The 23,408-nt window shown below is 70.7% G+C and carries 18 protein-coding genes; 6 read left to right on the forward strand and 12 right to left on the reverse strand.

All coding sequences use genetic code 11. The features are described 5' to 3' along the window. Window positions 1-53 precede the first annotated feature (53 nt). From SGFS_RS24690 to SGFS_RS24710, 5 genes are all read right to left on the reverse strand, one after another. Window positions 54-710 carry a SurA N-terminal domain-containing protein gene (locus SGFS_RS24690; RefSeq protein WP_286253523.1) on the reverse strand — a complete coding sequence of 219 codons (657 nt, stop codon included), beginning with the start codon at window positions 708-710 and terminating at the stop codon, window positions 54-56. A gap of 191 nt (window positions 711-901) precedes the next feature. Then, complete coding sequence (locus tag SGFS_RS24695) at window positions 902-1,777, reverse strand: glycoside hydrolase domain-containing protein (protein ID WP_286253524.1); 876 nt, start codon at window positions 1,775-1,777, stop codon at window positions 902-904. Between the two features lie 119 nt (window positions 1,778-1,896). Further along, window positions 1,897-3,381, reverse strand: coding sequence for a serine/threonine-protein kinase (locus SGFS_RS24700; protein ID WP_286260044.1), 1,485 nt, complete (start codon window positions 3,379-3,381; stop codon window positions 1,897-1,899). Window positions 3,382-3,419: 38 nt separating this feature from the next. Continuing rightward, window positions 3,420-4,037, reverse strand: a complete 618-nt coding sequence (locus SGFS_RS24705; RefSeq protein ID WP_286253525.1) for a hypothetical protein — start codon at window positions 4,035-4,037, stop codon at window positions 3,420-3,422. Window positions 4,038-4,232: 195 nt separating this feature from the next. Beyond that, window positions 4,233-6,257 (reverse strand): N-6 DNA methylase, encoded by a 2,025-nt coding sequence (locus SGFS_RS24710; protein WP_286253526.1) that lies wholly within the window; start codon window positions 6,255-6,257, stop codon window positions 4,233-4,235. A gap of 248 nt (window positions 6,258-6,505) precedes the next feature. Here SGFS_RS24710 and SGFS_RS24715 point away from each other — a divergent pair, with 248 nt between their 5' ends. Further along, window positions 6,506-6,886 carry a hypothetical protein gene (locus SGFS_RS24715; RefSeq protein ID WP_286253527.1) on the forward strand — a complete coding sequence of 127 codons (381 nt, stop codon included), beginning with the start codon at window positions 6,506-6,508 and terminating at the stop codon, window positions 6,884-6,886. Window positions 6,887-7,040: 154 nt separating this feature from the next. Next, window positions 7,041-7,781: a hypothetical protein gene (locus SGFS_RS24720; RefSeq protein ID WP_286253528.1), complete on the forward strand. Its 741-nt coding sequence runs from the start codon at window positions 7,041-7,043 to the stop codon at window positions 7,779-7,781. A gap of 96 nt (window positions 7,782-7,877) precedes the next feature. Here the strand turns inward: SGFS_RS24720 and SGFS_RS24725 are convergent, their stop codons facing one another. Both SGFS_RS24725 and SGFS_RS24730 read right to left on the reverse strand, forming a co-directional pair. Further along, window positions 7,878-8,594 carry an HNH endonuclease family protein gene (locus tag SGFS_RS24725; protein WP_286260045.1) on the reverse strand — a complete coding sequence of 239 codons (717 nt, stop codon included), beginning with the start codon at window positions 8,592-8,594 and terminating at the stop codon, window positions 7,878-7,880. A 474-nt stretch (window positions 8,595-9,068) separates the two neighbouring features. Continuing rightward, window positions 9,069-9,905 carry an SCO6745 family protein gene (locus SGFS_RS24730; RefSeq protein ID WP_286260047.1) on the reverse strand — a complete coding sequence of 279 codons (837 nt, stop codon included), beginning with the start codon at window positions 9,903-9,905 and terminating at the stop codon, window positions 9,069-9,071. A 268-nt stretch (window positions 9,906-10,173) separates the two neighbouring features. On the opposite strand from SGFS_RS24730, the gene SGFS_RS24735 reads away from it, so the two are divergent. Continuing rightward, the gene (locus tag SGFS_RS24735) at window positions 10,174-10,755 is read left to right on the forward strand and encodes a TetR/AcrR family transcriptional regulator (RefSeq protein ID WP_286253529.1); all 582 of its coding nucleotides are present in this window, start codon (window positions 10,174-10,176) and stop codon (window positions 10,753-10,755) included. 134 nt (window positions 10,756-10,889) lie between these two features. Here the strand turns inward: SGFS_RS24735 and mfd are convergent, their stop codons facing one another. After that, entirely contained in the window at window positions 10,890-14,423 is a 3,534-nt protein-coding gene (gene mfd, locus SGFS_RS24740; RefSeq protein WP_286253530.1) for a transcription-repair coupling factor, read from the reverse strand. A 433-nt stretch (window positions 14,424-14,856) separates the two neighbouring features. After that, entirely contained in the window at window positions 14,857-15,360 is a 504-nt protein-coding gene (locus tag SGFS_RS24745) for a helix-turn-helix domain-containing protein (RefSeq protein WP_286253531.1), read from the reverse strand. 435 nt (window positions 15,361-15,795) lie between these two features. On the opposite strand from SGFS_RS24745, the gene SGFS_RS24750 reads away from it, so the two are divergent. Beyond that, window positions 15,796-16,335 carry a phospholipase A2 gene (locus SGFS_RS24750; RefSeq protein ID WP_286253532.1) on the forward strand — a complete coding sequence of 180 codons (540 nt, stop codon included), beginning with the start codon at window positions 15,796-15,798 and terminating at the stop codon, window positions 16,333-16,335. A gap of 148 nt (window positions 16,336-16,483) precedes the next feature. On the opposite strand, the gene SGFS_RS24755 is transcribed toward SGFS_RS24750, so the two are convergent. Together SGFS_RS24755 and SGFS_RS24760 are read right to left on the reverse strand one after the other, a co-directional pair. Further along, a complete protein-coding gene (locus tag SGFS_RS24755; protein WP_286253533.1) occupies window positions 16,484-19,069 on the reverse strand; it encodes an ABC transporter permease in 2,586 nt (861 codons plus the stop codon). After that, the gene (locus SGFS_RS24760) at window positions 19,066-19,854 is read right to left on the reverse strand and encodes an ABC transporter ATP-binding protein (protein ID WP_286253534.1); all 789 of its coding nucleotides are present in this window, start codon (window positions 19,852-19,854) and stop codon (window positions 19,066-19,068) included. The genes SGFS_RS24755 and SGFS_RS24760 overlap by 4 nt, the downstream gene beginning before the upstream one ends. A gap of 435 nt (window positions 19,855-20,289) precedes the next feature. Here SGFS_RS24760 and SGFS_RS24765 point away from each other — a divergent pair, with 435 nt between their 5' ends. Beyond that, a complete protein-coding gene (locus SGFS_RS24765; RefSeq protein WP_434028048.1) occupies window positions 20,290-21,807 on the forward strand; it encodes an MFS transporter in 1,518 nt (505 codons plus the stop codon). Window positions 21,808-21,828: 21 nt separating this feature from the next. Continuing rightward, window positions 21,829-22,347, forward strand: coding sequence for a GNAT family N-acetyltransferase (locus SGFS_RS24770; RefSeq protein ID WP_286253535.1), 519 nt, complete (start codon window positions 21,829-21,831; stop codon window positions 22,345-22,347). Here the strand turns inward: SGFS_RS24770 and SGFS_RS24775 are convergent. Further along, window positions 22,344-23,231 carry a coiled-coil domain-containing protein gene (locus SGFS_RS24775; protein WP_286253536.1) on the reverse strand — a complete coding sequence of 296 codons (888 nt, stop codon included), beginning with the start codon at window positions 23,229-23,231 and terminating at the stop codon, window positions 22,344-22,346. The genes SGFS_RS24770 and SGFS_RS24775 overlap by 4 nt on opposite strands. Window positions 23,232-23,408 lie beyond the last annotated feature (177 nt).

Raw genomic sequence — 23,408 nt, forward strand, 5'->3', positions numbered from 1 at the left:
CGAACGTAACCCACGTCACCGACGGCCCCCGAAGTTGTCCACAGGCTCCGGCGCTACGCCGATTCGCTGCCCGTCGCCGTGACCTCCCGCACCCACGGTGTCTTCGCGTCCACCCGGCCCGGCTCCTTGACGTCCCAGGCGCCGTAGCGGGGGTTCAGGTCGATGTTCAGCTTCTTCGACGCGTCGGCCAGGGCCGCCCAGAAGGTGTCGCTGCCCTGTTCCGTGTTGAGGTCGGCGCCGAGCGTGGTGGCGAGCTTCTGCACCTCCACGTCGCTGCGCAGGCTCTCCTCCAGCTGCTCGGGGGCCACGTTGTACCGCTGCAGCCAGTTCAGCTCCAGGCCTTCGGCGCCGCCGAGCTCCTTCTCCAGGGAGGCGCGGTACTGCTGGACGTCCCTGCGGGTGACCGTCACCCCGGCGTCCTCGGCGGCTCTGTCGAGGACCCGTTCCAGGACCATGCCGTGCAGGGTCTGGCGGGTGAGGTTGCCGGTCTTGGCGGTGATCTGCTCGTACTGGGCCTCGTCGGAGGAGGCGTCCCGCTGGGCTTCGCGCACCTGGTTCACCCGGTTCTCCAGTTGCGCGATCGTGATGCGCTCGCCGCCGACGACGGCCGCCGCGCCGGGATGCGCGTCGTTTCCGCAGGCGGCGAGGAGCGGGGCCGCGGCGACGAGCGCGGCGGAGAGGAGGAGCGCGGTGCGACGGCGGCGGTGCAAGTGGGCCTCCCGAGGAGATTGTGCGGCGGTGCACAAAGTCTTGCGGTGATCGATGGTAGGCAGTGGCCCTGCTCTCGGCCAGCCATTCGACCAACGATTCACATCGACTTCCGGCACCGCCCCGCGCCGGCCGGCCTCAGCCCGTCCTCAACACTGTTCTCATCCGACACCGTTCTCATCCGACACCGTTCTCATCCGACGATCGCCACAGGCGCGTCCCAGGCGTTGCGGTCCACGGTGATCGTGTAGCCGCCGCGCGACTCCTTGCTGTTGACCATGTACTGATGGGCGCGGTGGTGCCCGGTGTACAGCGTCGGGTCGAACGGCCAGTCGGAGGTCGTCGTGTTGACCTTGTCCCACTTGGCGTACCAGAGGTTGCCCGGCAGGTTGGTGCGGTCGGTGGCGGTGGCGACGGCCTTGGCGCTGGAGCTGCTGAAGCCGTAGAAGCCGGTGCGGTACGTCTTGCCGTGGACGGCCTTCTGCCAGCCGCGGATGTAGGTGAGGACGGCGTCGTCGCAGGCCTTGTTCGTGGTGTCGTAGGCCTCCATGTCGAGGTAGAGCGCGCTGCCGGGCTTCATGCCGAGGGCTGAGGCCTTGGCCACGGCGTCGGCTCCGTCGGCGGCGCCCTGGGAGGCGGCGGTGGAGGCGGTGATCACCTCGGGGCTGGAGCCGGTCTGGCAGGGCGGCTGGGCGCCGACGTAGAGCGGGACGAGCTTCCAGCCGAGGGAGCTCACGGACTTCACCCAGGACGCGGTGAGGTTGGGCTGGGAGCAGCCGCGGTTCTTGCCGCCCACGTAGACGGCGGCCGCGCCGTAGAAGCCGGTGTTCCAGGCCTTCATCGCGGACAGGGAGGGTGCCGTGCAGGCGTCGAAGGCGCGGCCCGTGTAGACCTTGGCGGACGGCCAGGCGGTGGTCGTGGCCAGGGAGTTCTGCGCGGTGAGGCCGGCTCCGGCGAGCACGGCGGCTCCGGCGGCGGCCCAGGCGGCGTATCTGAGCTTCTTCGACCGCCGGTGGCCGGAAGCGGCGGACTTGCCGGGCGCGCCGGATGCGCTGGACGTGCTGGACATGCGTGGGCCCCACCCTTTGGTCGCTGTGATGTGCGAACAGCTAAGCGGTGACGTCTCCGTGTTCGGGAAACCCCGTCCCTGGATCGCCACAAGATTCAGCCAAGGTGACGCAAAACCGTCTAGCCGCGTACCTGCCCCAGCCACTGCAGCGTCCGCCGGACCTCCGTGGCCAGCGGGTGGCCGGGGCCCCGCAGTCGCTCCACGTCGAGCAGCAGGCGGCCCAGGGTCTCGTGGGCGGCGCCGCGGTCGCCGAGGGCGAGGAGCAGCAGGCCTATGCGGCGGCGGACGTCCAGGGACAGTTCGGGGTCGCCGCCGACGTACTGGTTCTCGAAGTACGGCAGCAGGGAGCGGTACTCGGCGAGGGCCGCCGCCGGTTCGCCGAGCTGTTCGAGGCACTGCGCGGACTCGTAGCGGAAGCGCAGGGACTGGGGGTCGGCCTGGCCGGCCTCGGCGGCGCGCTCGTCGGCGAGGCGGCGCAGCTCGGGCAGGGCGCGGCGGTACTGGCCGTCGTCCATGAGCGTGGCCGCGTACTGCTTGCGCAGGGTGCGGACGACGGGTGAGTGCTCGCCGTGCTGGGCGGCGGCGGCCGGGAGGATCGCGCCGAGAATGTCGACGGCCTGGGTGATCCGGCCCTCGCCGAGGAGCCGCTTGACCTCGTCGACGGCTCCCACCACGTCCGGCTTGTCGTCGACCGGCGCCGCCGCCTGCGGCTGGGGCGCGGGGATGCGGGCACGGTCCGGCCAGGGGGCGTGCGGGCGCAGGAAGGGGCGGGTGGGGTCGAGCGGGGAGCCGGTGGGCATCCCGCGCGCGGGGAGCAGCGGGAGGAGCTGTTCGTATGTCTCCTGCGCGGAGGACGGGCGGTGCTGCGGGTCCTTGGAGAGCAGGCGCAGTACCAGCGCCTCCAGGGCCTCGGGCACCTCGGGGCGCAGTCGGCGGACGGGGACCGGCGGCTCGTAGAGGTGGCGGTGGAGGACGCCGAGGGCCGTCGAGCCCGTGAACGGAACGTTCCCGCTGAGCAGTTCGTGTATGAGCACGCCCAGCGCGTACAGGTCGGTGTACGGGCCGACCGCGCCGCCCATGGCCTGTTCGGGGGCCATGTAGGCGGGGCTGCCGATGGGTGAGCCGGTGTGCGTCAGGCGGGTGGTGTCGGTGTCCATGACGGAGGCGACGCCCAGGTCGAGGACGGTGACCGTGCCGTCCTGCTTGACCATCACGTTCCGCGGTTTGAGGTCGCGGTGGATGATCGGCACCGCGTGCACGGCGGACAGCACGGCGCACAGCTGGGCGGCGACCGAGACCGTCCACTGCCACGGGTACGGGTCGTGCTCGGCGAGGTGGTCGGAGAGGTCGGCCCCGTCGACGTACTGCATGACGAGGAACAGCTCCTCGCCCTCGCTGCCCGCGTCATGGACCGTGACCAGGCCGGGGTGGTCGACCTGGGCCGTCACCCGGCACTCGCGGACGAAGCGGCGGCGCAGCTCGTCGGCCTCCTGGCCGGCGACCTTGTCCGGGCGCAGCAGCTTCACCGCCACCCGCCGGTCGAGACGCTGGTCGTACGCCGTCCACACCTGGCCCATGCCGCCCTGTCCGATGAGCGTGGACAGTTCGTAGCGGCCGGTGATCAGGCGGCCGGTGCCCTGGGTCACCTGTCTCCTTCATGCTTGCGGAGATAGTCGCTGAGTTCGTCGAGCTCGGCGCGCACCTGGTCGATGCGGGCGGGCGCGGGTCGCTGGGCCTCCGGCGCCGGCTGGGGTTGCGGCTGCTGCTGCGGCGGCTGCGGAACCGGGGTCTGGTGGTGCTGGACCGGCGGCGGCGCGTAGGGCTGCGGCTGCGGGGCGGGGGCCGGAGGGTAGCCGTACACGGTCTGCTGCGGGGAGTACGCGGTCGTCTGCGTGTACGCCGGCGGGACGAGGCGTGCGCGGTTGAAGTGGCGTATGTCCGCGGCCAGGTAGTACGCGACGATCGCCACCAGGCCGCCGAGCAGCATCGACATGCCGACGTCGCCGCGCCAGGTGGTGAACTCCTCCTCGCCCGGGTCGGTGCCGATGATGTACAGCGTCGCGATGATGTGGACGATCGCCAGGGCGAACAGCCACCAGTCGAGTGCTCTGCGGGTCACCGAGGCCAGCCGCAGCAGGCATGCCCAGGCGAGTACGCCGCAGCTCATGACCGCGACCACCACGAAGATCACACGCAGTGTGACCTGGCCCCCCTGATCGGGGCCGGGGGGCGGTGTCGGCGCGTAGCCGTGGCCGTGCATGGCTGCTCCTGAGGGCCTGGTGAGAGCGGACGTTCGATGTCGTTCCGAGGGTATAGGTCGACCACGACATGCGGTCCAGGGTTGTGGACAACCGTTGCGGCTTTGGTGCTGGTCACGTCACCCGAGACGGAGTGGTTCCCTCCGGAAGGTGGGCGGGAAGCGCTTGTTGGCGGTTCGGCCGGGGGACGGCGGATGTCACTCCGGGGCGACCGTGCCGTCCGTCAATCCGTCGTACATGCCGCGCACGAGCTGTTCGCCGAGGCGGCCCGCCCGGCGGAGCGCGTCCTCGAACGCGGCGAGGGCGCGGAACCTTTCGCCGTAGCGGCGCTGCTGGTCCAGGGGGAGCCGGGGCAGTTGGAGGCGGCGTACGTCGAGGCGGGTGGCGGTGGAGGCATAGCTGCTGGCCTGGCGGTTGTTGGCGGTGCCGCGCAGGAAACCGGCGACGAACCACGCGTCGAGCGCGCCCGGATCGGGCCGCAGGAGGGTGAGGTTGCGGCCGAGGGCGGCGCCCGCGGTCTCGTCGTCGATCACGCGCGCCACGGAACCGCCGCCCAGGACGGGCACGACGACGTCGCCCGCCTCGACGAGCACGGAGGCCTCGCCGGTCTCGGGAAGGGTCCCCGAGGGTGCCGTTCCGGACAGGACGTCGTGATCGGTGAGCACGCGCGTGTGGGGGCCGTTTCCCCCTGTGCGCAGCAACAGGGCGCCGCCGCGCGCGAGTTCGCCGACCGTGGTGAGCGGCCAGCGCGCGGGCTGTCCCTCGTCGGTGACCGGAGGCGCGAGGTCGGCGGTCAGCCGCAGGGTCTCGCCGAGGCGTTCGCGTACGGCGGTCAGCTCCTTGGCGCCGCCGCCCGCGGCCGGGGGCGGCAGATGGCGGGCGGGGGCCAGGTCCACGTCGTCGTCGAGGAGGTCGATGACCGGCACCGAGCGGCTGAGTCCCGGCCGCTCCTCGGCCTCGCCCACGCGGTCGAAGGGCCGCCAGGCGTCGAGTACGGCGGTGCGCAGGGCGGCCCAGTCGAGCCCGCCCCGGCCCTCGGCACCGAGCCGCCCGGTGTCGACCAGCAGCAACTCGGGCCGCACGGCCGCCTTTCCGGGCCGCCGGAGCACCCACAGGTGCAGCGGGATGCTGTACGGGGGTGCCGCGCCGACGGGCAGGGCGATCACGGCGCGCAGGGCACCCCGGCGCAGCAGGTCGGCGCGGATACGGCGCCCGGAGCGGCGGCTCGCGACGGCCGGCGGCATCAGCAGGACGGCGGTTCCGCCCTCCTCCAGCCGGGCCAGGGCGTGCTGCACCCAGGCGAGCTCGGACTCCGTGCGGGCCGGGAAGCCGTACTCCCAGCGGGGGTCGTAGGCGAGTTCGTCGTGGCCCCAGTTGCGCTCGTTGAACGGCGGGTGGCACAGCACGGCCTCGGCCCTGAGCTGCTCGTGGGCGTCGGCGCGCAGGCTGTCGCCGGGGGCGCTGCGGATGGTGCTCCCGGTGCGCAGGGCGAGGCGGAGCGCGGTGAGGGCGGCCAGCTCGGGGGCGCTGTCCTGGGCGAACAGCTCCTGGCCGGGTTTGGCGGCGACGGCGCGCAGGAGGGCGCCGGTGCCGCAGGCCGGGTCGAGCACCGAGCGGGCGGGACCGGCGAGTTCGGCCATCAGCTCGGCAAGGTCGGCGGGGGTGAGCGTGTACTGGCGCGGGTTGGCGTCGAGGTGCCGGGCGAGCAGGAACTCGAAGGTCTGCCGGGCGCCGAGGTCGGCCGCGAGTTCGGTGGCGCCGCGCAGCAGCGGGACGGAGGGGCGGAACTCCTCGGGGGTCGGGCAGGGCACGGCGGGTGCGCGGTCCGGGCCGAAGCGGGGGGTGAGGACCTGCCGGAGGGGGTCGGGCAGGGCGTGGGCCAGTCGGTCGTCGGAGTGGGCGCTCAGTTCCAGCCAGACGAGCGGGCGGTCGTGGAGCAGCAGGAGGACGCAGCCCGCGTGCACCAGGGCCGCGACGGGGCCCTCGGGGTGGCCGGCGATCTGCTGCCAGACCCGCTCCTTGAGGGAGACCTCGGCGACCTTGCCCTGCTTGCGGAGCCAGTCCTCGATCTCGGTGAGCGCGAAGGAGGGGCTGGTCTCGGTGCCGCCGACCGGTTTGGGGAAGTCGGCGTGACGCCGGCGCCAGTTGCTGACGGCGGCCCGACCGACCCCGGCGAGCCTCGCGATGTCCGCCGCGGTCACCTCTGTCCCGTTGTCCTGCACGCGCCCGGCCTCCCCTCGTCCTGGTGTGTGGCGTCGAGCATACCGACGCACGCAAGATCTACCCATACACACCGTGCACATGGCCAGTCTTGTGAACCGTGTTGACTCGGTTCACAAGCTCTGCTGTGATTAACCCATCGAACGAAAGGCCGCCCCACTCGGGTGGTCACACGTCGGCGGCTCGGCCGTGCACGGCATCCGTACACACCGGTCGCAGGTCAGTCGCACGCCAAGGGAGGAGGCCGGTCATGGGGATGAAAGCCCAGCTCGCAGTCAACACAGCGGTCGGTCTTCTCGTCATCGGCGTGGTCTCGGCGAACGCCGGGAGCGGCACCGCCGGGTACGGCCCCGGCTCCGCCGACCAGTTCAAGGCGTTTGTGAACAGCCATGGCAGCTCGGCTCAGCGAGCCGCCGTCTCCCATGTCACCGAGGTTCACAGACCCGCGCTGCTCACCGGCGGCAGCGATGCCGCCGACGTCCACACCGACTTCACCGGCGGCCCACCGGGCGGTGGTACCCGCCCGGCCCGGCTGATCGCCGCCGCCTTCGCCGAGTGGAAGCACGACGAGCGAGGCCGCGTCACGGTCTACGACTCCGCCGGCGAAGCGCTCGACACCCGCACCTACTGACACCCGAGCGCCCGGCCCGGCGCCACGGCACACCGCGCCCACAAGCGCGTCCACCGCCACCGCCACCGGCCCGCGCACCGCTCACCGCTCACCGCTCACCGCTCACCCGCACGACGACACCGCTCAATTCACCGGATCCCAGGGGGGAACTCCCATGCGTCGCACCGCTCTCGCCGCTCTCTGCATCGCCGCCGCGGCCACCGTCACGCTCACCGGCTGCCTGCCCGGCGGGGACGACAAGCCGAAGGGCCCGTTCGCCGGACTCAGCGGCGGCGAGATCGCCGACAAGGCCGTGAAGGCCACCTCGAACGCCACCTCGCTCCGTATGAAGGGCGAGATCCAGGACGACAGCGCCGGCGGCAAGGTCGAGATCGACATGGCCATGAACAAGAAGGGCGACTGCGCCGGCACGATGAGCATCGGCGGCCAGGGCAAGGCCGAGCTGATCAAGAGTGGCGACACCATCTACATGAAGTACGACGAGGCGTTCCTGCGCGCCCAGTCCAAGGACTCCTCCAAGGAGGAGACCGACATGGTCGTCGACATGCTCGCCGGCAAGTGGACCAAGACGTCCGCGACCGCCGAGGACTCCAAGGACATCGCGAGCTTCTGCGACCTCGACACCGTCCTCTCCGACGTCGAGGACACGAACTCCGACGCCGAGCGCGGCAAGACCACCACCGTCGACGGCACTTCCGCGATCACCCTCACCGAGCGCGACGGCAAGGACCGTTACACCCTGTACGTCGCCACCGAGGGCAAGCCGTACCTGCTGCGTGTCGTCAGCAAGTCCGCCGACGAGCCCGGCGACATCACCTTCACCGACTACGAGAAGCCGGTCCCGGCCGAGGCTCCCAAGGGGGACGTGCTCGACCTGGACAAGGAGTTGAGCTGACGAGCGGAGCCGAGGACCGAGCACACTGGCGGGACAGGCCCCCCTACCGAGGGCACTGGCGGGACAGGCCCTGAGCCCTTCGGGGCCTCCGCCCCCTCAGTCCGCGTGGAACCTCTCCGGTGCCTTGGTCGGGTTGCCGCCCGCGGGGAGGTTCTGGTCGGGGCAGGCGGACAGGACGCGTTTCATCGCGGACTGCTCCGCCTTGGTGACCCACAGGCCGTACTTCTTCTTCACGGCGACCTGGGCGGCCACATAGGTGCAGCGGTACCCCTTGTTGGGCGGGAGCCAGGTCGCCGTGTCGCCGTCGCCCTTGCCCCGATTGGTGCCCGCGTCGACCGCGAGAAGGTTGAGCGGGTCGTTGGCCAGGGCTATGCGCTTGCTGGGGTCCCATTTCTGGGCACCCTTCTGCCAGGCGTCGGACAGGGCCACGATGTGGTCTATGTCGACCTGGCTGCGGCCGCGTTGGAAGGTGACGTCCTTGCCGGTGTACGGGTCGGGGTCGAGGGTTCCGGAGGCCACCGTGCAGTCCCCGCCCCGGAACTTCACGTCCTCCAGATCGCGTTTGAGTATGTCGTCGCGGGTGTCGCACCGGTTGGAGTCCGTGTCGGCCCAGGGGCTGCCGAACTTGTCGCGGTCGTATCCGGTCTTGGGCGCCCGGCCCTTGACGGTCAGCGAGTCCACGGCGGCGAGCGCGGCACCGCCCGCTCCGGCCGTGTCCTGTGGCCCTGCGGACCCGTCCGTGTCCAGCTCGCAGCCACTGACCGCGACCAGTACGAGGGCGACGACCGCGATCCCACCCCTGTGTCGACGCACCACGCGACACCCCTCCCTTGGCTCTGTTCCCGTCAGCGCCGGTCTTCTGCCTGCGACGCCGGGCCTTTCCGGCCTGCGCAACACCGTAGCGACCACGCCGTTCGGCCATAACACCACCCAGCAGGCAAGTGGTGCACGCCGGGCGTCTCGTCGGTGGCGACTCCCCTCCGGAAGGAGTTCCGCATGGGCATCTTCGACCGCTTCAGGCATCAGGCCCGGAGCAGGGCCAAGAGCGTGTCCGACGGCCTGGAGAGCGAAGCGACGAGAAGACCGGCGGCAAGCACGAGGAACACTTCACACGAAGCACGTCACGCGATGAAACGGCCCCTGACGCACTTCAGCTGAACGACCGCACCCACCATCACCGCGAACCACCGCGAACCACCGTGACACCGAGGCCGTCCGTGAGGCTCGGCACCCCTGCGGGCGGCTTCGCCGCTCCCTCCCGCCCCCTCTCCCGCTTCCCCGCTTCCCTCACACCTTTCCGATTCCCAGCGTCGTCTCCGACGGCAGCAGGCCCGAGCCGATCACGGCGACCCAGAACTCGCCCAGCAGATCCGCGAGGCGGGCCGTGTCGTCCGGGCCGAGCAACTGCCAGGGTGCGGCGGCCAGTTGGTCGGTGTGCCGCTCGACCTGTCGGCGCAGGCTCCGGCCCGCGTCCGTGGCCGTACCGGCCGAGTCCACCAAGCCCCGGGCGGCCAGGCGCTCGCGCGCGGCCCTCCATTCCGCACCGCTCCACCCACGGCTCTCGAAACGCTCCACGGAGGCGGCGCCTATCGCGGCGAAGGAGACAAGGGATTCGGCAGGGTCGAGGCCCGCGATCAGCAGGGCCGCGAGGTGACCGTCGCCGCGATGCTCGCGCAGGATCGTGGCCGCCCGCCAGAGCTGGAGGTGCGCGGGCTGCGGCCAGGGCAACTCGGCGTTGGCGGCGGCGAGAGGGCGGCCGGCGGTGTTCGCCGCCTCGGCGGCGCGGCGGGCGAGGGCGGCGGCCTCGGCCAGCTCGGGGCTGTCAACGCGGTCGCCCAGTATCGATCGGTAGGCCCGGTCGATCGCGCGGTCCCGCGCCCCCAGCACGGCCGCCGGGCTCGACGTCCGCCAGGCCGGCTCGATGTGTTCGGCGACCATGCGGGGACTGAAGCTGTAGAAGGCGGATGCCACGCGCTCGGCGCCCACCGCCCCCAACGGCGCCGCGCGGAAGGGGAAGTAGCTCGGCCAGCGCTCCTTCGTCCCGTATCCGAGCGCGGCCGCCTCCTCGAAGGCCTCCGGCGCGTAGTAGAGAACGGCGTGCAGCGGCTCCAGCAGATGCCACATCCGGCGCACCTCACCCGGCGCCACGGCGTCAACCGGCCCGCCCGACTCACCCGCGCCTTCGCCTTGCGCGTCTTGCACGCCTTGCGCGCCCTCCGCCACCCGCACTTCCCGTACGCCCGCACCGCCCTCGGTGACGTTCTCGGACATGGCACATCCCCCTTGCCGTAGTCGCTACCCAGCCGTCTGACACCAGCCAGAACTTGACATTGACTAGATTGCCCGAGCCGCCCGAACTTGTCAATGACTAGATTGGGCGTACGCTGTGGCCATGCCTCGAAGCACCACGGCCGAACGCCCCTACCACCATGGCGACCTGCGCCGCGCGATCCTCAGTGCCGCGCTCGACGTGATCGCCGCCGACGGGCCGTCCGCGCTCAGCCTGCGCGATCTGGCCCGGCGCGCGGGCGTCTCGCACGCGGCGCCCGCCCATCACTTCAAGGACCGCACGGGTCTGCTCACCGCGATCGCGGCGGAGGGGCACGGCCTGCTGGCGGCCGCGCTGGCGGAGGCCGAGGACCTGCGGGACACGGGCGTGCGCTACGTGCGCTTCGCGCGCGAGCATCCCGCACACTTCCAGGTGATGTTCCGCCCGGAGCTGCTGCGGGCGGACGATCTCGAACTCACCACCGCCCGCGCCCTGTCGAGCGAACAGTTGCGGACCGCCGTCACCACCGCGCGACCGGAGTTCGGCGGCGATGCCGACCCCCGGCTGGCCGGCATCGCCGCCTGGGCCCTCTCCCACGGCTTCGCCACGCTGCTGCTCAGCCACAATCTGGACGCGGTGGTCGGCGACCAGGAGCCGGAGGACGTCTTCCGCACGGCTACGGAACTGCTGTTCCCGGCCCGGTGATCCCGACGCCGGGCTCCCCCGGCGCAAAGGCCCATCGCCCCAGGCCCGCGAAGCCCTCCCCGGCAGAGGCCATCACCACCCCCGGCGCGCGAGCCCGAGCGCTTCCGCACCCCGCCCGCGCGCCCCCGCTCGTCCTACGACCCCAGAATCGAAGCCAGGAACTCCCCGGTCCACCCCAGCAGCTCCCGCCCGACCAGCGGCTTTCCGCCCACCTTCGCCGTCTTCGGGCGCGGTACCAGCACCTGGTGCGCCGCCGGCTTGATGACCGTCCCCGGATACAGCCGCTTCAGGCGCAGCTCCTGCGACTCGCGCAACTCCACCGGCGCGAAGCGGATATTGGTGCCCTGAAGGACGATCTCGCCGACCCCGCAGGCCCGCGCGAGCATCCGCAGGCCCGCCACCAGCAGCAGGTTCTCCACCGGCTCGGGCAGCTTGCCGTAGCGGTCGACGAGTTCTTCGCGCACGGCGGCGACGTCAGCCTCGTTGTTGATGGAGGCGATCGCGCGGTACGCCTGCAACCGCAGCCGCTCACCGGGCGCGTAGTCGTGCGGGACGTGCGCGTCGACCGGCAGTTCGATCTTGACGTCGAGCGGCGGCTCCTCCTCGATCTCGCCGGTCTCCAGCTGCCGCCGGTAGTCCGCGACGGCCTCGCCGACCATGCGGACGTACAGGTCGAAGCCGACACCCGCGATGTGGCCGGACTGTTCGCCGCCCAGCAGATTGCCCGCGCCGCGGATCTCCAGGTCCTTCATCGCCACGTACATGCCCGCGCCCATCTCCGTGTGCTGGGCGATGGTCGCGAGGCGCTCGTGCGCGGTCTCCGTCAGGGGCTTCTCCGGCGGGTAGAGGAAGTAGGCGTAGCCGCGCTCCCGGCCACGCCCCACACGCCCCCTCAGCTGGTGCAACTGCGACAGCCCGAAGGTGTCGCCGCGCTCGACGATCAGCGTGTTGGCGTTGGAGATGTCGATGCCCGACTCCACGATCGTCGTCGAGACGAGCACGTCGAACTTCTTCTCCCAGAAGTCGACGACGACCTGCTCCAGCGCCTGCTCGGACATCTGGCCGTGGGCCGTCGCGATCCGCGCCTCGGGGATGATCTCGCGCAGCCGGGCCGCCGCCCGGTCGATCGACTCCACCCTGTTGTGGATGTAGAAGACCTGGCCCTCGCGCAGCAGTTCGCGGCGGACGGCCGCGCCGATCTGCTTCTCCTCGTAGGGGCCGACGAAGGTCAGGACCGGGTGGCGCTCCTCCGGGGGTGTCGTGATCGTCGACATCTCGCGGATGCCCGTGACCGCCATCTCCAGCGTGCGCGGGATCGGGGTCGCGGACATCGTCAGGACGTCCACGTTCGCGCGCAGCTTCTTCAGCTGCTCCTTGTGTTCGACGCCGAAGCGCTGCTCCTCGTCGACGATGACCAGGCCGAGGTCCTTGAACTTGGTCTCGGAGGAGAACAGGCGGTGCGTGCCGATGACGATGTCGACCGCGCCCTCGCGCAGACCCTCCAGCGTGCCCTTGGCCTCGGTGTCGGTCTGGAAGCGGGACAGGGCGCGGACGTTCACCGGGAACTGCGAGTACCGCTCGCTGAACGTGCCGAAGTGCTGCTGCACCAGCAGCGTCGTCGGCACGAGGACCGCCACCTGCTTGCCGTCCTGGACCGCCTTGAAGGCGGCACGGACCGCGATCTCCGTCTTGCCGTAACCCACGTCGCCGCAGATCAGACGGTCCATCGGAACCGTCTTCTCCATGTCTTCCTTGACCTCGGCGATCGTCGTCAGCTGGTCGGGCGTCTCCGCGTACGGGAAGGCGTCCTCCAGCTCGCGCTGCCAGGGGGTGTCCGTGCCGAACGCGTGTCCGGGGGCCGCCATCCGCGCGCTGTACAGCTTGATCAGGTCGGCGGCGATCTCCTTGACGGCCTTCTTCGCCCGCGCCTTGGTCTTCGTCCAGTCGGCGCCGCCCAGGCGGTGCAGGGTCGGGGCCTCGCCACCGACGTACTTGGTGATCTGTTCCAGCTGGTCGGTGGGGATGTAGAGACGGTCTCCGGGCTGGCCGCGCTTGGCGGGGGCGTACTCGACGACCAGGTACTCGCGGGTAGCGCCCTGGACGGTCCGCTGGACCATCTCGATGTAGCGGCCGACGCCGTGCTGTTCGTGGACGATGTAGTCGCCGGGTTCGAGGGTGAGCGGGTCGATGGTCTTGCGGCGGCGGGCCGGCATCCGGGCGCCGTCCTTGCCGGCCGCCTTCTGCCCGGAGAGGTCGGTCTCGGTCAGAACGGCCAGCTGGAGCGCCGGGTCCACGAAGCCGTAGTCGATCGAACCGCACGCCACGTGCACGACCGACGGGGAGATCTCCGCGAGGTCGGCCTCCAGGCGGGCCGCGATGCCCTCGCTGCCGAGCACCTCGACCGTACGGGCGGCAGGGCCGTGCGCCTCGGTCACGAACACCGTGCGCCAGCCGCCGGCCAGCCACCCCTTGGTGTCCGCCAGCGCCTTGGCGGTGTCCCCGCGATATGTCTCGGGCGCGTGCATGCCGAGCTTGAGGGTGTCCGCGTCCAGCTCCTCGTCGGCCGCGAACGGCGAGACCGACCACCACATCATGTCCAGCTCACGGGCCCGGTTCCGGACGTCCGCGATGGACCACAGCGAGGCCGCGCCGACGTCGATGGGCGCCTCGCCGCCACCGGCCGTGGCCGCCCATGAGGCCTGGAGGAACTCCTGCGAGGTGGCCACCAGATCCGCCGCTCGCGTGCGCACCCGCTCCGGGTCGCACACGACGGCCATGGCGCCCTTCGGGAGTACGTCGACGAGCAGCTCCATGTCGTCGACGAGGACCGGAGCCAGCGACTCCATGCCCTCGACGGCGATGCCCTCGGCGATCTTCCCGAGCAGTTCGCCCAGCTCGGGGTGGCGTTCGGCGAGGGCACGCGCGCGTGTACGGACGTCTTCCGTCAACAGAAGTTCACGGCAGGGCGGGGCCCACAGCCCGTGCTCGGCGACTTCGAGGGAGCGCTGGTCGGCGACCTTGAAGTAGCGGATCTCCTCGACGTCGTCGCCCCAGAACTCCACCCTTAGGGGGTGTTCCTCGGTGGGCGGGAAGACATCCAGGATGCCGCCGCGTACGGCGAACTCACCGCGCTTCTCGACCAGCTCGACCCGGGAGTACGCCGCTGCCGCCAGCGCTTCCACGACCTCGTTCAGGTCGGCGGTCCGCCCGGCCCGCAGGGCCACCGGCTCCAGCTCGCCGAGGCCCTTGACCTGGGGCTGAAGGACGGATCGTACGGGCGCGACGACCACGGAGACCGGGCCGGTCTCGGGGTCGTCGGGGCTCGGGTGGGTGAGGCGGCGCAGCACGGCGAGACGGCGGCCGACGGTGTCGCTGCGCGGGCTGAGCCGCTCGTGCGGGAGGGTCTCCCAGGCCGGGTACTCCACGACGCCGTCCGGCGGGAGGAGGGATCTGAGGGCGGCCGCCAGGTCCTCGGCCTCGCGGCCGGTCGCCGTCACGGCGAGTACGGGTCTGCCCGCGTCCCGGGCCAGCGCCGCCACCGCGAAGGGGCGGGCCGCCGGGGGGCCGACCAGGTCGACGTGGGTGCGGTTGCCGTCGGCGGCCGCCCTGATCGCTTCCGCGAGGGCCGCGTCCTTGACGACGACGTCGAGCAGACCGTGCAGGCTCATGAAGGGCTTCCATCCCGGAGAGAGGGCAACGCGAACCACCCGACACGTCTCACGGGCCGGGGGTGCCCAGCCTACGACTCGACACTGACATCGCGCCTTACGGGCGAGGGTCGGAAGGGGGGCACGGGGCCCTGGGACCCCGGGTCCTTGATCGGACCCGGGGTCTTGCGGACCGGGCCTCGGCGTCGTCTTGGGGACCATGACCGCACCTCTTGACGCTGCACGCCGCCGATCAGGGGATGACTGGGCGGTGGTACGCGGGTGCGAAGTTATGGGAGACGCCAGGGCTCGCCGGTCTGCGCGGGATGTTGCGGTTACTTCGGGTATTACCTGGTGTTACAGGTACTGACTTTTTTGCTTCCTTCTGCGGGTTCTACCGGTTTTGCGGGTTTCTTTCTGCGGGTTCCACCCGTTATGCGGTCGTGCGCCGAACTCAGCGCGTAGGGTTCCAGCCGTACAGCGGCCGGGAGACCATGCGCCCCTGCTGAGGGACGGTCATTCCCCTTTCGCGCGGGCCGGGCACGCCCCCTTGCAATGGTCCTCTCATACCCCTTTCTCCGGGGCCTCCCATACCGCCCATCGTCCTCTCCTCCGATTCGCCCATACCTCCGAACGAAGCCGTTACACCGCGTCCGGGTTCGATGGAGACGAGCAGCGGGGAGCCGAACGCCGAGGCGATGCGTTCCAGTAACGGAAATGTCGGCATGCACTTCCCGTGCTCCAGTCTGGATATCGCCGCCTGCGTCATCCCGGAGAGTTCGGCGAGACGCGTCTGCGTCATTCCGATCTCCGTGCGGCGGGTCCGCACGGCCCTCCCCAGGGATTCCTCCAACGGCTCCCTCGACGGTTCCCTCGATGGTTCTCTCGATGGTTCTCTGCGAAGTGTTCTGTCACCCGGATGCTCCCGGCTCGTCCCCCGTGGATAACGGCCCACCATCACTCCAGGATGTTGAGTTGTGCCCAAGATTTCTTTCTAGATCTTTTCCAGGTCGATCTTCGGATCGGTTTCCAGGTCGGCTTGCAGGTCTGCTCACAGGTGGGCTTCCGGCTCGAGAGCACCACCAGCCCCTCCTGTGAGCCGTCGTCCAGCCTGACCCCGTTCGGACGTGAGTTCCAGTCCAGTCCGGTACCGGTTCTACCGGTTCCGATGCGGGCGTGTATCAGTTCTGTCTCAAGCAGCACCGCCGCCTGTCCATCCGGGTCCGCTCTCCGATCGCACATATCACGGGGCACATATAGCAGAGCTGCTATGAAAGGACCGCACTGCCCAAAAGGCCAATTGCCCGCCGGGACCCGGGCGTGCCAGCGTTGCCGACACCCAACAGGTATCCAGCAGGAAACCTTCAGCACCCGGACCGAAAAGGACAGCAACTTGAGAACGTTGCGTACGACCATTCCCGGTGCCACTCTTTCGGCCGTTCTCCTCATCACCGGCGGAGCGGTTTCCGCACAGGCCGCCGAATCCGTACCCCAGGCAGCCACCGTCACCAAAGCGCAGAAGCTCGCAAAGTTGAAGACCCTCACGGGGAACTCGGCAGGCTCCCAGAACAACTGGTTCACGGCGCTCGGGCAGCACCGGCAGAACAAGCCGGCGATCAAGCAGTACGGATTCAACTGGAACACCAACTACTGCACCAAGGCGCCGGAGAAGATCCCGGGTGGGTACGACTTCTCGTTCCCGTGTCACCGGCATGACTTCGGTTACCGCAACTACAAGACGATCGCGGGCAAGGCCGTGTTCAAGCGGGACCACAAACTCCGGATCGACCAGGCGTTCCTCGGTGACATGAACCGCGTCTGCGGCCGGAAGTTCTGGGCCGACACGATGACACCGACCCAGCGGAAGAAGGCGAAGGCGGCCTGCCTGTCCACAGCGAAGAAGTACTACGGGGCTGTCCGCGCCATCGACTAACAGTCCTGGCTCATCCTGGCTCAAAGGGCAAGACCTCCCGTGCCGCCGCTCGAGCCCGGCGGCGGCACGGTGAACGACGGCGGGGCGTGGGATGCACCCCCCACGCCCCGCCGTTCGGGTTTCCCCGACCACTCCCCCGTTTCCTCCACTAATCCGTGGCGATCGCGTTGAGCACGTTCATCCGGCCCGCCCGGAACGCCGGGACCAGCGCGGCGAACAGGCCCACGAAGGCCGAGCCGACGAACACCGTGAGGATGGTCGGCCACGGGATCTCCAGGATCTTCAGGCCCTCCAGGGCGAGGAGCTGCTGGGCGGTGGCGCCCCAGCCCATCCCCAGGCCGAGCCCGAGCAGCGCGCCGAACAGGGCGATCACGACCGACTCCAGCCGGATCATGCGGCGCAGCTGGCGGCGGGAGAGGCCGATGGCCCGCATCAGGCCGATCTCCCGGGTGCGCTCGACCACCGACAGGGCCAGGGTGTTCACCACACCGAGGACCGCGACGATGATCGCCAGGGCGAGCAGGCCGTAGACCATGTAGAGCAGCTGGCCGATCTGGTCCTTCAGGGCCTGCTTGTAGTCGGTCTGGTCCATGACCTTGACCGTGGGGTCGTCGGCCACGGCGGCCTTGAGCGCCTCATACGTGCGGTCCTGGTCGCCGCCGTCCTTGGCGGTGGCGAGGAGCGCGGTGTCCAGGGGCAGCTTGTCGGCCGGGACGTACCGCTCGGCGGTGGTGATGCTGGTGTACATCGCGCCCTGGTCGAGCCCGGTGTCGTCGTCGGTGATCGCGGCGAGCCGCAGCTTCGCCGTACGGCCCCCCTCGAAGGCGACCGACAACGTGTCGCCGACCTTGACGCCGGCCTTCTTCGCGAACTCGGAGCCGACGGACATCGCGTTGTCGCCGTAAGCGGCCGAGAGGTCGCCGGAGAGGGTCTCGCGGCGCAGGTCCTCGGTGTAGCTGCGCTCGGCCGCGAGCAGCTGGCCCTTCTGGTCCGTGCCGTCGGGCGCGGACACGGTGGCCGGCATCTCCTTCAGCCGGGTGACGTGGCCGAGGCCCGGCACGTCCTCCACGGCCTTGACGGCCGCCGGGTTGAGGGGCTTGCCGCCGTCACCGGCGGTGACGATGTAGTCGGCGCCGACGGACTTGTCCAGTTCGTCGGTGGCCGAGGCCACCATGGAGGAGCCGACCACGGAGAGGCAGGCGACCAGGGCCAGGCCGATCATCAGGGCCGCGCCCGTGGCGCCCGTACGGCGCGGGTTGCGCAGCGCGTTGCGCTCGGCCATCCGCCCGACGGAGCCGAAGGCCCGCAGCAGTACCGCGCTCAGCACCCGGACGACCCCGCCCGCGAGCAGCGGGCCGATGATGACGAAGCCGATGAGCGTGAGGACGATGCCCGCGCCCAGCATCAGCGCGCCCTCGCGCGCCTTGTCGGCGGTGGCCGTCAGGTAGAGCGCGAAGCCTCCGGCGCCGGTGAGGGTGAGGCCGATGAGGCCCCGTACGAGACCGGCCTTGCGGTCGCCGGGGGTGCCGGCGTCGCGCAGCGCGGCCATCGGGGAGACCTTGCCGGCGCGGCGGGCGGGCACATAGGCGGCGAGGACGGTGACGACGACGCCGAGCAGCAGGCCGATCGTCGGGGTGGTCCAGGCGACGGTCAGATCACGGGTGTTCAGTTCCATCCCGGCGGCCGACATCAGCTTCATCAGCCCGACGGCGAGGCCGACGCCCGCACCGACACCGAGGACCGAGCCGACGACGCCCAGCAGGGTCGCCTCGACGAGGACCGACCGGTTGACCTGGCCCCGGGAGGAGCCGATCGCCCGCATCAGGCCGATCTCGCGGGTGCGCTGGGCGACCAGCATGGAGAAGGTGTTGATGATGAGGAAGATGCCGACGAGGAACGCGATCCCGGCGAAGCCGAGCATGCCGTAGCGGATGACGTTCATGAACTCGTCGACGTCGCTGCGGTTGGCGTCCGCGGTCTCCTGCTGCGTACGGACCTGGTACGCCTTGCTGTCGTCCAGTGCGGCGACGACGTTCTTCTTGAGCTGCGTGTCGCTGACGCCCTCGGCGCCCGTCACGTTGATCTGGGTGAACCGGCCGGTGGCGCCCAGCAGTCCGGCTTGCGCGGTGGCCGTGTCGAAGAAGACGACGGCGGCACCGGGGTTGGTCACCTTGAAGGAGGCGATGCCGACGATCCGGGCCTTGATGTCACCGGAGCCGGCGATGGTGCGCAGCTCGTCGCCGAGCTTCAGCCCGTGCTTGTCGGCGGTGTCCGCGTCGACCATCACCTCGGTCGGGCCGCGCGGCGCGTGCCCGGAGGTGATCTCCATCGAACGCAGGTCGTTCTTCGTCCAGTTGCCCGCGATGGTCGGGGCGCCGGTCGTGGACCCCATGTTCTCGTTCTCGCTGTCGACGACGGTCACGTCCATCGAACTGACCGCGCCCTCGGCCGACTTGGCCCCGTCCGTCTTCGCGACGGACTCGACGAGTGAGGCGGGCAGCGACTCGGGCCGCCCCGTCCGCGAGACCTCGTCGTCCTCCTTGCCCGTGTCGGCGGAGACCGTCACATCGGAGGCGGTGGCGGAGAAGAGCTTGTCGAACGTCGTGCCCATGGTGTCCGTGAAGACGAGCGTGCCGCTCACGAACGCCACCGACAGCAGGACGGCCACGGCCGAGAGGGCCATCCGCCCCTTGTGCGCGAAGAAGTTGCGCATCGAGGTCTTCATGACGGTCATGACGTACGCCCCCGGGCGTCGAAGTCCTTCATCCGGTCGAGGACGGCGTCGGCGGTCGGCTTGTACATCTCGTCGACGATCCGGCCGTCGGCGAGGTACAGCACCCGGTCCGCGTACGAGGCGGCCACGGGGTCGTGGGTGACCATGACGATGGTCTGGCCGAGCTCGTCGACGGACCGTCGCAGGAAGCCCAACACCTCTGCGCCCGCACGGGAGTCCAGGTTTCCGGTCGGCTCGTCACCGAAGATGATCTCGGGCCGGGCGGCCAGGGCACGCGCCACGGCGACCCGCTGCTGCTGACCGCCGGAGAGCTGCGTGGGCCGGTGCCTCAGCCGGTCGGACAGCCCGACGGTGTCGACGACCCGCCCCAGCCACTCCCTGTCCGGCTTCCGCCCCGCGATGTCCATGGGAAGCGTGATGTTCTCCAGCGCGTTCAGCGTCGGCAGCAGGTTGAACGCCTGGAAGATGAACCCGATCCGGTCCCGGCGCAGCTGGGTGAGCTTCTTGTCCTTCAGCCCGGTGATCTCGGTCTCGTCGAGGTATATCTGCCCACCCGTCACGGTGTCGAGCCCGGCGAGGCAGTGCATCAACGTGGACTTGCCGGACCCCGAGGGCCCCATGATCGCGGTGAACCGGCCCCGCGCGATGTCCACGTCGACGTGGTCCAGGGCGACGACGCGGGTCTCCCCCGACCCGTACGCCTTCACGACCTGTCGCGCCCGCGCGGCAACGGCCGTACGCCCTCCAGTGCCCCCGTGCCTGGTGATGGTCACAGCCGATGTCACGGTAAGTCTCCTATGTCGGTCAGTGGATGAGTCGCAGGATGTGCTGCTTCGATGAGTCTGGTGGCGGAGGGCGGTGTGGCGCGCTGGTGCGCGACCCCGTCTTCTCCTGGGGAAAACCCCACCCCTGGTACTGCGGTCCGTACGACCCCCGTACGTCCCGACCGCCGGGCGAAGTGCTCCCCTTTCGCCCTCCGCCCGCTCCCCAGCGGCGTAGAGCCAGATTAGGAAGCGAGCCGCCCCTTTCTCCTCCTCCAGCGGTACGAACCCACCCCGGGCCGCAGTACGGAGGTACCCCTAGGGGATCTACACCGAAGGATGCAGTGGGCCTCGGGGTCCAGGTCCTCCCTCCGGCGCACCCAGGCTGCACCCTGCCGTGGCGTGAGGCACAAGTGGGAGAGTGGTCGGCGGCAGATAGATGCAAGGGGAAGGAATCCGGTGGGCGACGCGCGACCCGCGATACGCGGCACGGACGACACGGACGACTCGGGGGGACGGCGCACCGGAACCGACCGGCGAGGAGCGGTCGTGGCCGCCCTGATGCTGGCCATGGGCCTGGCCGCGCTGGACTCCACGATCGTGTCGACCGCCGTACCGCAGATCGTCGCCGACCTCGGCGGATTCTCGATCTTCTCCTGGCTGTTCTCGGGCTATCTGCTGGCCGTGACGGTCACGCTCCCCGTCTACGGCAAGCTGTCGGACACCTTCGGCCGCAAGCCGGTGCTGATCGCGGGCGCGGCCCTCTTCCTGCTGGGCTCGCTGCTGTGCGCCCTGGCCTGGAACATGGCCGCGCTGATCGCCTTCCGGATCGTGCAGGGCCTGGGCGGCGGGGCGTTGCAGGGCACGGTCCAGACGCTGGCCGCCGACCTCTACCCCCTGGAGGAACGCCCGAAGATCCAGTCGAAGCTGTCCACGGTGTGGGCGGTGTCGGCGGTCGCCGGCCCGGCGGTGGGAGGCCTGTTGGCCGCGTACGCGGACTGGCGCTGGATCTTCCTCGTCAACCTCCCCGTCGGCGCGGTGGCGGTATGGCTGCTGGTCCGCCATCTGCACGAGCCGCAGCGGGAGTCGGTCGCCCCCCGGCCCCGTGTCGACTGGGCGGGCGCGCTGGCCGTGTTCGCCTGCGGGGGTGTGCTGCTCACGGCCCTGGTGCAGGGCGGGGTGGCCTGGCCCTGGTTCTCCTGGCCCTCGATCGCCCTGCTGGGCACGGGAGTCGTACTGATCGCGGTGGTGGTCCTGGTCGAACGCCGGGCCGCCGAACCGATCATGCCGGGCTGGGTGTGGCGCCGCCGCACGATCGCGGCGGTGAACCTGGCGCTGGCGGCACTGGGCCTGCTGATGATCGCCCCCACGGTCTTCCTGCCGACCTACGCCCAGTCAGTGCTCGACCTGGACCCGATCACGGCGGGCTTCGTCCTCTCCGTCTGGACCCTGAGCTGGCCGGTGTCGGCGGCGCTCAGCCAGCACGTGTACCGCAGGATCGGCTTCCGCAACACGGCGATGCTGGGCGCGTTCGCGGCGTCACTGACCCTGCTGGCGTTCCCGTTCCTCCCCTACCCGGGCGCGGCCTGGCAGCCGACGGTGCTGATGCTGCTCCTCGGCGGCGCACTGGGCCTCTTCCAACTCCCCCTCATCATCGGCGTCCAGTCGACGGTGGAGTGGTCGGAACGCGGCACGGCCACGGCGTCCATCCTCTTCTGCCGCCAGACCGGCCAGACGGTGGGCGCGGCGGTCTTCGGCGCGGTGGCCAACGGCGTGCTCGCCGCGCGACTGGGCGGCGCAGGCGACCTCGACTCGGTGACCCGCGCGCTGGACGCGGGCCCGGTGGTCGAGCCGGTACGCCGGGCGGTGGCGGACGCGGTGCACGCGGTGTACCTCGGCGCGGCGTGCGCGGCGGCGGTGGCGTTCGTCGTCCTGCTGCTCCTGGCCCCGCGCAAATTCCCGGTGCTGAGGGACTGAGCCGTACGTATTGTTCCGGGCATGCTGAAGCTGGAGCGCCTGACCCCCGACCACGCGGACGCCTTGTTGGCCTTCGAGACGGAGAACCGCGCATACTTCGCCCGCTCGATCTCGGACCGCGGTGACGCGTACTTCACGGATTTCGCCGCCCGCCACCAGGCCCTGCTCGACGAACAGGAGACCGGCGCCTGCCACTTCCACGTCGTCCTCGATGACAAGGGCGAGCTGATCGCCCGCGTCAACCTCGTCGATGTGACCCCCGACGGCTCGGCGGAACTCGGCTACCGGGTGGGCGAACGGGCGGCGGGCAAGGGGGTCGCCACGGCCGCGGTGGGGATGGTGTGGCGAGTGGCGGCCGAACGATACGGGCTCACGTCCCTCACGGCGGTGACGACGGTCGACAACACCGCGTCCAGGACCGTGCTGGAGCGCAACGGGTTCACCCTGGTGGGGGATGTGACGGTGATGGGGCAGCCGGGGGTGGCGTATCAGCTCCGCGGCGCCGGTCCGGCCGAGGCGACCCGGGAGGGGCGGCCCTAGTCGGTCAGTGTCGAGAGGCTGTCGCGGACGTAGTCCATCTGTGCCCGTACGCCCTCCTCCCGCTCCACGTGTTCGCGCAGGACGCGTTCGGTGTCCCGGGCGACACGCTCCTCGCGGAGGCGCGCCTGCGCGAGGAGTTCGGCGGCCCGTGCCTCCGCCTCGCTCTGGACCAGGACGGCGGCGTGCTCGGCGTCGACAAGGGCCTGTTCGGCCTCCGCCACCGCCGCCTCCGCGCGGGCGACCCGCTCGGCGTGTTCGGCGTCGGACACCGCCGCCCGCTCGGCGGCCTCCCGCTCGATGCCTTCCCACCGTTCGGCGTACTCCTTGGCCTGCTCGGCGAGCATCCCCTCGGTCCGCTGCCGTACCTCCCGCAGTGCGGCCAGCGCCTCGCCCCGGCCCTCCTTCACCTCGCGCCGCGCTCCGATCCGTACCTCGTCGGCCTCGGCCCGGGCGGCCAGCAGCCGCTGCCGGGCCCGTTCGTCGGCCTCCTCGCGCACCTCGTCGGCGTACGCCTGCGCGGCCTCCCGCACGTGCTGTCCGGCCGTCTCGGCGTCCTCGACGATCCGCCGGGCCTCCAGGCGGCCGCCCTCGCGCACGGCCTCGGCCTCCTCGACGCCCAGCTCGAACAGCTCGCGCGCCCGCGCGCCGAGTGTCTCGTACGTCTGCGGGGCCAGCCGCGCGACCCGCTCCCGCAGTTCGGCCAGTTCCGCCTCCATGTCCCTGGCCAGCACGGTCAGCCGGGCGGCCCGCTCCCACGCCGCGTCACGGTCCTCGGAGAGAGCCGCCGTGTACGCGTCGACCCGGTCCGGACGGTAGCCACGCCGGACGATGTCGTAGCCGTAGCCGCGGTCCTGATCGTGGGGCGTCGTCGGTGCGCTGTTCATGCTGGGACCCTCTCCGCCGGACGCACACGAAATGATGATTTCGCGCATATCTTGAGGTATCGGGTGGAAGTGTTCATAACGCGACACTCCGGGCAAGGGTCACGGCGTGCTGGTTCCGGGGAACGCGAAGGGCCGGGCCCGGTCGTACGACCGGGCCCGGCCCTCTTTCGTGTGTGT

The sequence above is a fragment of the Streptomyces graminofaciens genome (assembly GCF_030294945.1).
GTDB lineage: Bacteria > Actinomycetota > Actinomycetes > Streptomycetales > Streptomycetaceae > Streptomyces > Streptomyces graminofaciens.

Bases quoted from the DNA above. Each gene is read 5' to 3' on its own strand.
- SGFS_RS24695 (WP_286253524.1), bottom strand. From the start codon at position 1,777: ATGTCCAGCACGTCCAGCGCATCCGGCGCGCCCGGCAAGTCCGCCGCT.
- SGFS_RS24705 (WP_286253525.1), bottom strand. From the start codon at position 4,037: ATGCACGGCCACGGCTACGCGCCGACACCGCCCCCCGGCCCCGATCAG.
- SGFS_RS24715 (WP_286253527.1), top strand. From the start codon at position 6,506: ATGGGGATGAAAGCCCAGCTCGCAGTCAACACAGCGGTCGGTCTTCTC.
- SGFS_RS24720 (WP_286253528.1), top strand. From the start codon at position 7,041: ATGCGTCGCACCGCTCTCGCCGCTCTCTGCATCGCCGCCGCGGCCACC.
- SGFS_RS24730 (WP_286260047.1), bottom strand. From the start codon at position 9,905: ATGTGGCATCTGCTGGAGCCGCTGCACGCCGTTCTCTACTACGCGCCG.
- SGFS_RS24735 (WP_286253529.1), top strand. From the start codon at position 10,174: ATGCCTCGAAGCACCACGGCCGAACGCCCCTACCACCATGGCGACCTG.
- mfd (WP_286253530.1), bottom strand. From the start codon at position 14,423: ATGAGCCTGCACGGTCTGCTCGACGTCGTCGTCAAGGACGCGGCCCTC.
- SGFS_RS24745 (WP_286253531.1), bottom strand. From the start codon at position 15,360: ATGGTGGGCCGTTATCCACGGGGGACGAGCCGGGAGCATCCGGGTGAC.
- SGFS_RS24755 (WP_286253533.1), bottom strand. From the start codon at position 19,069: ATGACCGTCATGAAGACCTCGATGCGCAACTTCTTCGCGCACAAGGGG.
- SGFS_RS24770 (WP_286253535.1), top strand. From the start codon at position 21,829: ATGCTGAAGCTGGAGCGCCTGACCCCCGACCACGCGGACGCCTTGTTG.
- SGFS_RS24775 (WP_286253536.1), bottom strand. From the start codon at position 23,231: ATGAACAGCGCACCGACGACGCCCCACGATCAGGACCGCGGCTACGGC.